The following is a 12,292-nucleotide window of genomic DNA, read 5'->3' on the forward strand; positions in this document are numbered from 1 at the left end:
GCCACTGTCGGCCGAAGCACAGCGGGAAATCGTATGGTTGCGGGATGCTCCGACGACTCCTCTCCCGTGTCTACTGGGCCTGCAGTCGCTGGACGCTGTCCACCGAACCGGCCCCGGATCGCCCCACCGTCCTGCTGGGCGCGCCGCACACCTCGAACTGGGACTTCGTGCTCATGCTCGGCATCGCGTGGCGGCTGCGCATGCCGGTGCGCTGGCTCGGCAAGGCGAGTCTGTTCCGCGGCTGGAAGGGACCGATCATGCGCGGCCTCGGCGGCATCCCCGTCGACCGCGCCGACCCCTCCCGCGTCGTCGGCGACGTCGTCGCACGGATCCACGCGGGCGAGGTGTTCGGCCTCGTCGTCACCCCCGAGGGCACACGCGGCTCCAGCTCCTACTGGAAGTCCGGCTTCTATCGCATCGCCCGCGCGGCGGGGCTGCCGGTCACGCTCGGCTACGTGGACCGCACCACGATGACGACGGGTCTCGGCCCCACGATCGAGCTCACCGGGGACGTCGGCGCCGACATGGATGTCATCCGCGCGTTCTACGCCGACAAGTCCGGCCTCCACCCGGAGCTGCGCACCGAACCGCGCCTGCGCGAAGAGGACGCCGCGATCGCGTGAGCGCCGCTCCGAGCGGACTCGCCTCGATATCGTGAAGCTGTGACACGCATCATCTCCGGGCGAGCCGGCTCGATCGTGCTCGACGTCCCCGACGCGGGCACGCGGCCCACGAGCGACCGCGTGCGCGAATCGCTCTTCGGTGCGCTGCAGTCGGCCGGTGTGCTGCACGGTGCGGCAGTGCTCGACCTCTACGCCGGCTCGGGCGCGCTCGGGCTGGAGGCGGTCAGTCGGGGCGCGGCATCCGCGGATCTCGTCGAGAAGTCACCGCGAGCGGCGGCGGTCGCGCAGCGCAACGCCGGCCGCGTGGCCAAAGCCGTCGGCACCCAGGTCGCCCTGCGCGTGCACCGCACCGCCGCCGACGCGTTCCTGCGGACGGCCCGCGGCCCGTTCGACATCGTCTTCCTCGATCCGCCCTACGACGTGGGCGAGTCCGAGCTCGCCGCGACTCTCGCGCTGCTCGTCCCGCTTCTCGCGGACAGCGCCGAGGTGATCGTCGAGCGGGCATCGCGCTCACCCGAGCCCGCGCTCCCGGCCGGGCTGGTCGCGACCCGTTCCAAGCGCTACGGCGACACGACGCTGTGGTGGGCGACCACCCGCGAGGCCGAGGCGGGCGCCGGCGGCGACACGATCAGCGGATCAGCCGGCTGACGACGGTGCCTCGCGGATGGGGGCAGTGGCGGGCGGGCCGCTCCAGACATCCGGGCCGTCGAAGCCGACATCGCGGGTGATCGTCAGCTCACCACTCGGAGACAGCCGGATGCGGAAGGTCACCGGGTCTTTGAGTACGCGCAGCAGCGCGATGAAGTCGCCTCCCCGCCACCCGCCGGATACCGCGACCCGGTCGCCGAACCATTCGCGTTCTCCGTCGAGTACGAGTTCGCCGACGGCCCACTCGTCCGGCGCGCAGGCGAGCTCGACCCCATTGATCGCCAGGGACTCCGGCCCGATCCGCAGTCGCGCGATCGGTCCTGCCGTGTAGGCGTACTCGAGCTCCGTGTCGCGCTGCGCGCCACCCGCCGGTGGGATCACGAGGGGCGACGGGAGCGAAGCCTCGGCTTCGGTGGTGTCGAACGCCGGCAACAGCTCGCTCCAGATGGCAGCGGGCGGCAGGTGCATGTTCTCCAATCCCCCGGTGATCGCCACGACCGCGTCCTGCTCGGGCAGCACAATGACGTACTGGCCGAACGCACCATCGCCGCGGTAGGCACCGTCGGGGCACCGCCAGAACTGGAAGCCGTACCCCTGCTGGTCCCAGTGCCCGCTCGCCTCGTCGCCGTTGGCGATCTGCGCACTCGTGGCGAGGTCGATCCACTGCGCGGGCACCAGCTGGTCGCCGTGCCATTCACCGCGCTGCAGCAGCAGCTGCCCGAACGCGGCGAGCTCCTCGGCGCGGATCATGAGCCCGTAGCCGCCCGCGTCCACGCCGGTAGGGCTCTGCAGCCACCACGGCTCCTGGAAGCCGAGCGGCGCGAACAGGCGCGGCGTGAGGTAGTCGAGCAGGCGCTCGCCGGTGCGTCGCTGCACGATCTCGGACAGGAGGTAGGTGGCGGCGGTGTTGTACAGCCAGTGCGTTCCGGGCGCGAACTCCAGTTCGGCGGCGAGGATCGCGCGGGCCCACTGGTCGGAGGCGTGCCACTCCGGCTCTGCGGCGTGCCCTGTCGACATCGTCAGCAGGTGGCGGACGCTCAGGGCGCCGAGCTGCGGCGACGGCTCCTCGGGCACGAGATCGGGCAGCAGATGCACGACGAGATCGTCCAGCGCCAACAGTCGCTCGTCGATAGCGAGACCCACGGCCGTCGACGTGAAGCTCTTGCTCACCGAGTACATCGCGTGCGGAGCATCCCGTTCATACGGCGCCCACGTCGCCGCGAGCACGACATGGCCGTGCCTGATCACGGTCACCGTGTGGACGTGCTCGATCGCGTCGAGGGCCGACACGAGACGCGCTAGTGCCGCGGTGGGAACACCCTGGTCTTCGGGCCGCGATCGCGGCAGCAGGTCGGTCATCGAGCCCACAGTAGCGGCGAGCCCGACATCGACGCACCGGGTGGTGCTCAGCCCGTGCGGGCGTCCCAGTCGCGATAGGGATCCCAGCCGCCGCGGCCTTCGAACGGCCCGCCGTCGATCAGGACGGCGTGCTCGCCGCGCGCCCGCACCGTGCCGACGCGCACGAACCCGTGCGGCAGGGCCCGGCCACCAGGGAACGCCGCCAGCAGCGCGTGGTCCTCGCCCCCTCCGAGCGCCGATGCGGGATCCGCGCCGAGAAGCGACGATTCCAGCGCGAGGGTGACACCGGATGCCGCCGCCAGCCGTGAGGCGTCCAGCACGAGGCCGTCCGAGACATCCATCATCGCGGTGGCCCCCGCGTCCGCGGCCTCGGGACCGAGCCAGACCGGAGGCGACGGCCGGAGCTGTGCGACGAGATCGGTGAGCTCCTCCGGTTCGAGCACGCGCTCGTCGACCGCAGTCGGCGTCCCCGCGGCATCCGTGAAGCGCTCGAAAAGGATGCGCAGGCCACGCGCCGCTCTGCCGAGCTCACCCGCGACCGCCACGACGTCACCCACCCGCGCACCTGAGCGGAGCACGGGCGCGCGTCCCGCCAAGGCGCCGAGCGCTGTCACCGCGACGGTGAGCGTGTCCGACACGGTGAGGTCGCCGCCCTCGACCCGGCAGCCGGGCGCCAGATCGCGACACGCTGCTCGCAGTCCGTCGGCGATGCCGGTGACGAACGACAGTCGCGTCGCGTCGGGCATCGCCAGCGCCACCAGCAATGCGGTCGGCGTCGCACCCATCGCGGCGATGTCGGCGAGGTTGACGGCGGCCGCCTTGTAGCCGAGGTCGAAGGCGCTCGACCAGGCGAGCCGGAAATCAGGGCCGTGGACGAGCGTGTCGACGGTCGCGACCACGCGCCCGTCGGCGGTCGCGATCACGGCGGCGTCGTCACCGGGACCGACGAGGGCGTTCGACTCACCGAGCCGCTCCAGGATGCTGCGAAGAATGGTCCCCTCGCTGAGCTCCCCCACCGTCGGATCCCCGTGCGCGCCATCCACCTCACCACGCTACCGCGGTCGGCGAAGCAGCCTGCCGCGCCGGGTTAGCCTGGAGCGGTGCGTGTTCTTCCCTCCCCGGTCGCGATCAGGCCGGTCGCGATCAGGCTCGTCGCGATCGGAATGGCCGCGGTCGCCGCGATCGGCTTGACGGGGTGCACCTCGACCGTCGACCTCGATCCTGCCGAGTCCGCGAACGACCCGCTGTGTGCGGAGATCACGTCGAACCTGCCCGGCACGGTCAGCGAACAGCCGCGCCGGTGGACGGACGCCCAGGCCACGGGTGCGTGGGGCGAGCCCGCGAAGGTGCTGCTGACATGCGGCGTCGAGCCTCCGGGGCCCACGACCCTGCGCTGCGAGAGCGTGGCAGGCGTCGACTGGATCGTCGACGACTCCGATGCGCCGCGCTTCCGGCTCACGACGTTCGGCCGCACTCCGGCCGTCGAGATCTACCTCGACACCACCGCCGATGAGAACGGCGAGGGGGCGTCCAGCCGCGATGTCCTCGACGCGCTGTCGCCGATCGTGAGCGTGCTGCCGGTCGACGGGCAGTGCCTCGAACGCGACGACGCGACGCCCGTCCCCTGACACGCCGGCGCTTCGGGACGACGCAGCGCACACCGACGCACGGCTCGGCCGAACGCCGGACGCGCGCCTCAGCGCGCGTTCGCGGTCGCCGCCACTCGGGTGGTGCGCTCGAGCGCCGTGTCGACGAGTTCGGTGATCAGCTGCGGGTACGACACACCCGAGGCGATCCAGCACTTCGGGAACATCGAGATCGGGGTGAATCCCGGCATGGTGTTCAGCTCGTTGACATACAGGCCGTCGGCCGTCAGGAAGAAGTCGACGCGGGCGAGTCCCTTGCCGTCCACCGCCTGGAACGCGCGGATGCCGAGCTCCTGGATCGCCGAGATCTCGGCGTCCGTCAGGTCGGCCGGGCAGACGACCTCGGCCCCCTCACCCCCCAGGTACTTGCCCTCGAAGTCGTAGAACTCCCGTGTGGTCAGCACGATCTCGCCGGGCAGAGACGCGCGGGCAATCGCGCCCCCGCGGCCCTCGAGGATCGCCACCTCGACCTCGCGACCGACGATGGCCGACTCGATGAGCACCTTGTCGTCCTCGGCGAATGCCAGTTCCAGGGCTCCCGCCAGCTCGGAGGAATCGTGCACCTTCGAGACGCCGACGCTCGACCCCGCACGCGCAGGCTTGACGAACGTGGGCTCACCCAGGGGCGCGGCATCCGCTCGCACACCCTCGGGATCGCTCTCCCAGCGCGCACGCGTGACCGTCACCCACGGCGACACCGGCACGCCGGCCGCGGCGAGCACGATCTTCATGAAGTGCTTGTCCATGCACAGCGCGGAGTCCAGGACGCCGCCGCCCGCATACGGGATGCCGAGCGTGTCGAAGAAGCCCTGGACGGTGCCGTCCTCACCGTGCAGCCCGTGGAGGATCGGCAGGACCACGTCCAGGCGGCCGAGCTCGTCCACGGAGCCGTCGGCACGACGCACCCGCAGCGTCCGGTCGGCGCCACCTTCGGGCCACACGACGCGCGTGCCGTTGTCGACGACTTCGGGAAGCCGGTCGGCGTCGAGCGCGAACTTGTCGGGATCGTCGTCTTCGAGGACGAACACGCCGTCGCGGGTGATTCCGATCGGTATCACCCGGTAACGGTCACGGTCGATCGCCCGGAGCACCCCGCCCGCCGTTGCGGAACTGATCGAGTGCTCGCTGGATCGACCGCCAAAGAGCACCGCCACCGCCGGCTTGTCCATTCGTCGTCCTCTCACCCTGGGGGGTGTCGTCGTCTGTTGTGAGATGCGGCGCGATGTCGCGCGGATTCATCGTGCCGTCGAGCACCATCTTGACCTGCTCGACGATGGGCATCTGCACGCCCACTTCACGTGCCAGCTGCAGAATGGGCGCGACGGACGCGAGTCCCTCCGCCGTCTGGTTCATCTGCTTGACCACATCGTCGAAACGATATCCCTGGCCGAGCAGGCGTCCCGCAGTGTTGTTGCGGCTGAGCGGCGACTGACACGTCGCGATGAGGTCGCCGAGGCCGGCAAGACCCTGGAGGGTCTCGGGCTGGGCGCCGAACGCGACCGCGAAGTCGGTCATCTCGACGAGACCGCGCGTGATGATCGACGCCTTCGTGTTCTCGCCGTAGCCCACGCCGTCGACGATGCCGATGGCGACCGCGATCAGGTTCTTGAGCACGCCGCCGAACTCGGTGCCGATCACGTCGGTGTTCACGAACGTGCGGAAGTACTGGTTGCGGGCGCGGCGGGCGACGGCCTCCGCGGTCTCCTGGCTGGTCGACGAGATTACAGCGGCGGTCGGCTGCTCACGCGCGATCTCGAGGGCGAGGTTCGGTCCGGAGGCGACCGCGATGCGCGCGGGATCGCAGTGCAGCTCCTGCTCGATCACCTGGCTCATGCGCAGGCCGGTGCGCCGCTCGACGCCCTTCATCAGCGAGACGATGGGCGCGTCGCTCTGCGCGATGAGCGGCCGCACGGCCTTGAGGTTCTGCCGCACCGCCTGGCTCGGGATCGACAGGTAGACCTGTTCGGCGCCCTCGAGCGCCTCGGAGAGGTGGTGGGTGGCGTGCATGTCGCGCGGCAGATTGATGCCCGGGAGGTACTCGCTGTTGCGCTTGCCCTCCTGGATCTCGCTCGCCAGCTCCGGGCGACGCGCCCACATGGTCACGTGCGCACCGCCGTCGGCGAGGATCTTGCCGAACGTCGTTCCCCAGCTGCCCGCGCCGACCACGGCGACGCGCGGGCGCGCGGCATCCTGCCTACGGCTCAAGGCGCCCCGTCTCCTTCTGGCCGTGATCGGCCGGGTTCCATCGCTCGGGCGGCGCCGGCTCCCCGCGCAGCTGCGAGAGCAGCCCGGCGATGTCGGCCATCACCACGTCGGTCGCCTCGACGAGCGCCGACTGCGAGGACGCCCGGCCGACGTAGGCCGACAGGTCGACCGGGTCGCCGATGACCACGCGCACGCGGCGGCGCAGCGGCCAGAGCTTGAGCTTTCCGTAGCGCGGCAGCACCTGCTGCGCGCCCCAGTGAGCCATCGGGATGACGGGGATGCCGCCGGCCAGCGCAAGACGGACGGCGCCGGTCTTGCCGCGCATCGGCCACAGGTCCGGCTCGCGCGTGAGCGAGCCCTCGGGGTAGACGATCACGCCGCGACCGTGCCGCGCCAGGGTCTCGGACGCCTCGAGCGTCGCGCGGGCCGAGGCGGCCGAGGCGGCGCGCGCGACGGGCACCATGCCGGTCGCCCTCAGGGCCCAGCCCAGCACGGGCACGCGGAACAGGCTCTCCTTCGCCATGAACCGGGGCGCCCGGCCGCTGCGCCACACCGCCAGTGCGACGACGAGAGGGTCGACCTCACTGAGGTGGTTCGGTGCGAGCACGTAGGCCCCGTCGCGCGGGAGCTTCTCCCGACCGTCGATCTCGAGCTTGAAGAGCAGGCTGAGCAGGGGCACCACGATGGCCGCGAGCGGCCAGAAGACGCTCGGACGCGTCTTCTCCGCGGATGCGCGCCGGCGTTCCGTCGCCACCGGGCTATCCGATGACGTCGAAGTCGGCGCCGAGCATGTCGAGCTTGGCGAGGAACTTCTCGTAGCCGCGGCGGATGATGCCGACGTTGCGCACGATCGACTGCCCCTCGGCCGCGAGTGCCGCGATCACATAGCTGTACCCGCCGCGCAGGTCGGGGACGACGACGTCGGCGCCGTGGAGCGCGGTCGGGCCGTTGATCACGGCGGCCTGCTCGAGAGCGCGGCGGGGAACGCGGCGTCCGGCGGTGTCGAGACCCTGAGGGTGCACCACGATGTCGGCGCCCATCTGGTTGAGCGCGTCGGTGAAGCCCAGACGGTTCTCGTACACCGTCTCGTGGACGGTCGAGGTGCCCTCGGCCTGCGTCAGCGCCACGATCAGGGGCTGCTGCCAGTCGGTCATGAAGCCGGGGTGCACGTCGGTCTCGACGACGACGGGCTTGAGCGCGCCGCCGCGGCGGAACTGGATGCCGTCCTCCCGGACGTCGAACCAGCCTCCGGCCTTGCGGAACACATTGAGGAAGGTCAGCATCTCCTGCTGCTTCGCCCCGCCGACGAAGATGTCACCGTCGGTGGCGAGAGCGGCGCAGGCCCAGGACGCGGCCTCGTTGCGGTCGAAGATCGCGCGGTGGTCGTAGCCCTGCAGGGTGTCGACGCCCTCGATGAGTATCACGCGGTTGGGCTCGTACGAGATGATCGCGCCCATCTTCTGCAGCACCGCGATGAGATCCATGATCTCGGGCTCGATCGCGGCGTTGCGCAGCTCCGTCGTGCCCTTGGCCTTGACCGCCGTGAGCAGCACCTGCTCCGTCGCGCCGACACTCGGGTACGGCAGCTCGATGTTCGCGCCGTGCAGACCGTTCGGGGCGGTGATGCGAATGCCCTCGTAGCTCTTGTCGACGACCGCGCCGAACGCGCGCAGCGCGTCCATGTGGAAGTTGATAGGCCGGTCGCCGATGCGGCAGCCGCCGAGGTCCGGGATGAGCGCCTCGCCGAGCAGGTGCAGCAGCGGTCCGCAGAAGAGGATCGGGATGCGCGACGCTCCGGCGTGCGCGTCGATCTCTTCGAAGTGGGCCGACACGGCGCCGCTGGGGTCGAAGTGGAACGTGCCCTCCTCGTCACCCTCGTCGACCCGGACGCCGTGCACTTCGAGCAGCGAGCGCACCACATGCACGTCGCTGATGTCGGGGACATCGCGGAGGGTGCTCGCGGTCTCGCCGAGAAGGGCCGCGACCATCGCCTTGGTGACGAGGTTCTTCGCACCCTTGACCTCGACCCGACCGGTGAGCGGCCGCCCGCCTCTGATCGCGAGGACTTCTCCGGTCACTTCCTGTTCCTCCGCTTCGGCGGCTTTGCTCTCGCCGGCGGCGACATTCAGAAGTGGCTTCATCCGGGTGGTCCTCACTTGGTGTGCACGAGGGGGCTTGAGAGGGTCGCGCGCCCGGGTTGTGGGCGCACGGCCCGGCTTACGGGACGGGGAGTGTCCGCGGCCGCCACGCCTCTCGGCGAGCCTCGAACTGCGCGATCTTGTCTTCGTCACGCAGCGTGAGCCCGATGTCGTCGAGCCCTTCGAGAAGCCGCCACCTAGTGTAATCATCGATCTCGAAAGCGAATTCCAGGCGCTCCGCGGAACTCGACGCCGGGTCCCCGATCGTCGCGGTGCGCGCCGAGAGGTCCACCGTCATGGCCACGCCGGGGTTCGCTTCGATCGCCGCCCACGCGGCTTGCAGGTCCGCCTCGGAGATCACACCGGCCACGAGCCCCTGCTTGCCCGCGTTGCCACGGAAGATGTCGGCGAACCGCGGGCTCAGCACGACCTTGAAGCCGAAGTCGCGCAGCGCCCAGACGGCGTGCTCGCGGCTCGAGCCCGTGCCGAAGTCCGGCCCGGCGACGAGGATGCTCGCTCCCGCGTAGACCGGCTGGTTGAGGACGAATTCGGGGTCCTGGCGCCAGCTGGCGAACAGCGCGTCCTCGAAGCCGGTCTTGGTGACCCGCTTGAGGTACACCGCGGGGATGATCTGGTCCGTGTCGACCGCGGACCGCTTCAGCGGGGCGGCGATGCCGGTGTGCGTCGTGAACGCGTCCATGTCAGGCCTCCGAACCCTGGGCAGCGGCTGCGACAGCCGTGGGAAGATCGCTGGGGCTGGCCAGACGGCCCATGACGGCGGTCGCCGCGGCGACAAGGGGCGACACGAGGTGCGTGCGCCCGCCCTTGCCCTGCCGGCCCTCGAAGTTGCGGTTGCTCGTCGAGGCGCAGCGCTCGCCCGGCGCGAGCTGGTCGGGGTTCATGCCGAGGCACATCGAGCAGCCGGCGAAGCGCCACTCGGCGCCGAACTCCTGGAACACCTTGTCGAGACCCTCGGCCTCCGCCTCGAGGCGGACGCGCGCGGATCCGGGGACGACCATGACGCGCACCCCGTCGGCCTTGCGGTGGCCCTGGATCACCGACGCGAACGCCCGGAGATCCTCGATGCGGCTGTTGGTGCACGAACCCATGAAGACGGCGTCGACGGGCACCTCCTTGAGCGGGGTGCCGGGGGCGAGGTCCATGTACTCGAGGGCACGCTCGGCCGCGGCCCGCTCGTTGGCGTCGGCGAAGTCGGCGGGCGACGGCACGGCGCCCGACAGCGACACGCCCTGCCCGGGGTTGGTGCCCCACGTGACGAAGGGCTCGAGCTCGTTCGCATCCAGGAACACCTCGGCGTCGTACGCCGCGCCCTCGTCGCTGGGCAGCGTGCGCCAATAGGCGACGGCATCCTCCCAGTCCTGACCCTGCGGCGCGTGCGGGCGGCCCTTGACGTAGTCGAAGGTGATGTCGTCGGGCGCGATCATGCCGGCGCGGGCACCGGCCTCGATCGACATGTTGCACATCGTCATGCGCCCCTCCATCGAGAGGGAGCGGATCGCGGAGCCGCGGAACTCGAGCACGTACCCCTGCCCGCCGTTGGCGCCGATCTTGGCGATGATCGCGAGGATGACGTCCTTGGCGGTCACGCCCGGCTTCAGCTCGCCCTCGACCGTGATCGCCATGGTCTTGAAGGGCTTGAGCGGCAGCGTCTGAGTGGCCATCACGTGCTCGACCTCGCTGGTGCCGATGCCGAAGGCCATCGCGCCGAACGCGCCGTGCGTCGAGGTGTGGCTGTCGCCGCACACGACGGTGATGCCGGGCATGGTCAGGCCCAGCTGGGGACCCACGACGTGGACGATCCCCTGCTCCTTGTCGCCCAGCGAGTGCAGGCGCACGCCGAACTCCTCGGCGTTGCGGCGCAGCGTCTCGATCTGCGTGCGGCTCGTCAGATCCGCGATCGGCTTGTCGATGTCGAGCGTCGGGGTGTTGTGGTCCTCGGTGGCGATCGTGAGGTCGAGCCGGCGCACCGGACGGCCCTCGGCGCGCAGGCCGTCGAAGGCCTGGGGGCTCGTCACCTCGTGCACCAGATGCAGGTCGATGTAGATGAGGTCCGGCTGGCCGTTCTCGCCGTGGACGACGACATGGTCGTCCCAGACCTTCTCTGCCAGAGTGCGGGGGCGGTCGGGGATGCCGGACGCGTCGGTGATGCTCATTGCTTGTCGTTCTCCTCTGTGGGACTGTGCCCGCATGGGGTGGGGCCCGCGACGAACTCCGCGACGAGAGAGGCCTGGAAACTAGGACTCGTCGCGGCCGCTAAGGAGAAGGCGAGCGATCCGCACGGGCCCAGATTACCACTCGCGCGGACGACACCGGGTCGCGCCCGACGTCGGTGGACGTCCGGCGCGACCCGGTGCGCGCAATCAGCGGACGTCGTCCCGCGGCTGCTCGACCGTCGGCGGCGTGCCCTTCTCGTCGGCCACGAGGGCGGCCGCGGCATCCGCGTTCGCCGCCTTCTTCTCGCGCGAGGACGCGATGACGCTCGCGATCGTCGCCACCGCCATCGAGACCACGATGACGCCGAGCGACATCCAGGTGGAGATCTCGGGCGCCCACTCGATGGGCTCGCCGTTGTTGATGAACGGCAGCTCGTTCACGTGCATCGCGTGGAAGACGAGCTTCAGGCCGATGAAGGCGAGGATGAACGCGATCCCGTAGTGGAGGTAGCGCAGGCGGTCGAGCAGGTCGCCCAGCAGGAAGTAGAGCTGGCGCAGGCCCATGAGAGCGAAGATGTTCGCCGTGAAGACGATGAACGCGCTCTGGGTGATGCCGAAGATCGCCGGGATGGAGTCGATCGCGAACAGCAGGTCGGTCACGCCGATCGCCGCGAACACGATGATCATCGGCGTCCACATCTTCTTGCCGTCCACGACCGTGCGGACCTTCGCGCCGTCGTAGTGATCGCTGATGTCGATCGTGCGACGGAGCAGCCGCACCACGAAGTTCTCCTGCTTGACGTCGGAGTCGTGGTCGCCGCCCGGGAACGCCTGCCGCCACGCCGTCCACACCAGGAACGCGCCGAAGATGTAGAAGACCCAGCTGAACTGCTCGATGATCGCCGCTCCCGCGAGGATGAACAGGCCGCGCAGCACGAGCGCGATGATGATGCCCACCATCAGCACCTCCTGCTGGTAGCGGCGCGGCACCGCGAACTGCGACATGATCAGCACGAAGACGAACAGGTTGTCGATGGACAGGCTGTACTCGGTGAGCCACCCGGCGACGAACTGGCCGGCATACTCCGGGCCGGCGATTATCCACATCAGCCCCGCGAAGAGCAGCGCCAGACACACGTAGAAGACGACCCACAGGGTCGACTCCTTGGTGGAGGGGATGTGCGGGCGTTTCAGGATGATCAGCAGATCAGCCAGGAGGATCAGGGAGAGGATCACCAGGGATCCGATTTCGAACCACAGCGGGAGTTCGAGGTCCATTCAGGGCCTTTCGAAGGGGGCGTACAAGCGGGGTCGGTCGAAGCCGAAAGTCTCTCCCCCGCCGGCCGAGCGGCCTGCGGTGCACACCCGGGGTCGCTCTGTCGGGACCCGTGATGACGGATGCGCGGTATCGGGATACTCCCTCTCGCTCGCAACAGAATACAGGGTGGGGATGCCGGGTCCGCGTGCCGTGAGACGATCCCGCCAGTGCGGACACTGAC

General features: G+C 70.0%; 12 protein-coding genes. 3 read left to right on the forward strand and 9 right to left on the reverse strand.

Going from position 1 to position 12,292, the window contains the following annotated elements:
- Positions 1–44: 44 nt before the first annotated feature.
- Both B2K11_RS06275 and rsmD read left to right on the forward strand, forming a co-directional pair.
- Entirely contained in the window at positions 45–623 is a 579-nt protein-coding gene (locus tag B2K11_RS06275) for a 1-acyl-sn-glycerol-3-phosphate acyltransferase (protein WP_163617371.1), read from the forward strand.
- Positions 624–662: 39 nt separating this feature from the next.
- On the forward strand, positions 663–1,271 hold the full coding sequence (gene rsmD, locus B2K11_RS06280) for a 16S rRNA (guanine(966)-N(2))-methyltransferase RsmD (protein WP_163617372.1): 609 nt from the start codon (positions 663–665) through the stop codon (positions 1,269–1,271).
- On the opposite strand, the gene B2K11_RS06285 is transcribed toward rsmD, so the two are convergent.
- Together B2K11_RS06285 and thiL are read right to left on the reverse strand one after the other, a co-directional pair.
- Positions 1,260–2,630 carry a serine hydrolase domain-containing protein gene (locus tag B2K11_RS06285; RefSeq protein ID WP_163617373.1) on the reverse strand — a complete coding sequence of 457 codons (1,371 nt, stop codon included), beginning with the start codon at positions 2,628–2,630 and terminating at the stop codon, positions 1,260–1,262. The two genes, rsmD and B2K11_RS06285, sit on opposite strands and share 12 nt — an antisense overlap.
- Positions 2,631–2,677: 47 nt before the next feature.
- Positions 2,678–3,673, reverse strand: coding sequence for a thiamine-phosphate kinase (thiL, locus tag B2K11_RS06290; RefSeq protein ID WP_163617374.1), 996 nt, complete (start codon positions 3,671–3,673; stop codon positions 2,678–2,680).
- 57 nt (positions 3,674–3,730) lie between these two features.
- Between thiL and B2K11_RS06295 the strand changes: the two genes are divergently transcribed.
- Positions 3,731–4,258: a DUF3515 family protein gene (locus B2K11_RS06295; protein ID WP_239525772.1), complete on the forward strand. Its 528-nt coding sequence runs from the start codon at positions 3,731–3,733 to the stop codon at positions 4,256–4,258.
- Between the two features lie 68 nt (positions 4,259–4,326).
- Here the strand turns inward: B2K11_RS06295 and B2K11_RS06300 are convergent, their stop codons facing one another.
- The 7 genes from B2K11_RS06300 to B2K11_RS06330 all read right to left on the reverse strand — a co-directional run bounded on the left by B2K11_RS06300 (position 4,327) and on the right by B2K11_RS06330 (position 12,071).
- Positions 4,327–5,445 (reverse strand): D-alanine--D-alanine ligase family protein, encoded by a 1,119-nt coding sequence (locus tag B2K11_RS06300; RefSeq protein ID WP_163617375.1) that lies wholly within the window; start codon positions 5,443–5,445, stop codon positions 4,327–4,329.
- Positions 5,345–6,481 (reverse strand): NAD(P)H-dependent glycerol-3-phosphate dehydrogenase, encoded by a 1,137-nt coding sequence (locus B2K11_RS06305; RefSeq protein ID WP_163617376.1) that lies wholly within the window; start codon positions 6,479–6,481, stop codon positions 5,345–5,347. The genes B2K11_RS06300 and B2K11_RS06305 overlap by 101 nt, the downstream gene beginning before the upstream one ends.
- Positions 6,471–7,235: a lysophospholipid acyltransferase family protein gene (locus B2K11_RS06310; RefSeq protein ID WP_163617377.1), complete on the reverse strand. Its 765-nt coding sequence runs from the start codon at positions 7,233–7,235 to the stop codon at positions 6,471–6,473. The genes B2K11_RS06305 and B2K11_RS06310 overlap by 11 nt, the downstream gene beginning before the upstream one ends.
- Before the next feature lie 4 nt (positions 7,236–7,239).
- Complete coding sequence (murA, locus tag B2K11_RS06315) at positions 7,240–8,622, reverse strand: UDP-N-acetylglucosamine 1-carboxyvinyltransferase (RefSeq protein ID WP_239525773.1); 1,383 nt, start codon at positions 8,620–8,622, stop codon at positions 7,240–7,242.
- A 76-nt stretch (positions 8,623–8,698) separates the two neighbouring features.
- Positions 8,699–9,319, reverse strand: coding sequence for a 3-isopropylmalate dehydratase small subunit (leuD, locus tag B2K11_RS06320; protein WP_163617378.1), 621 nt, complete (start codon positions 9,317–9,319; stop codon positions 8,699–8,701).
- A gap of 1 nt (position 9,320) precedes the next feature.
- The gene (gene leuC, locus B2K11_RS06325) at positions 9,321–10,793 is read right to left on the reverse strand and encodes a 3-isopropylmalate dehydratase large subunit (RefSeq protein ID WP_163617379.1); all 1,473 of its coding nucleotides are present in this window, start codon (positions 10,791–10,793) and stop codon (positions 9,321–9,323) included.
- Between the two features lie 207 nt (positions 10,794–11,000).
- A complete protein-coding gene (locus B2K11_RS06330) occupies positions 11,001–12,071 on the reverse strand; it encodes a TerC family protein (protein WP_163617380.1) in 1,071 nt (356 codons plus the stop codon).
- Positions 12,072–12,292 lie beyond the last annotated feature (221 nt).

It is taken from the genome of Microbacterium sp. B35-30, from assembly GCF_010634855.1.
In the GTDB taxonomy this organism is placed as follows: domain Bacteria; phylum Actinomycetota; class Actinomycetes; order Actinomycetales; family Microbacteriaceae; genus Microbacterium.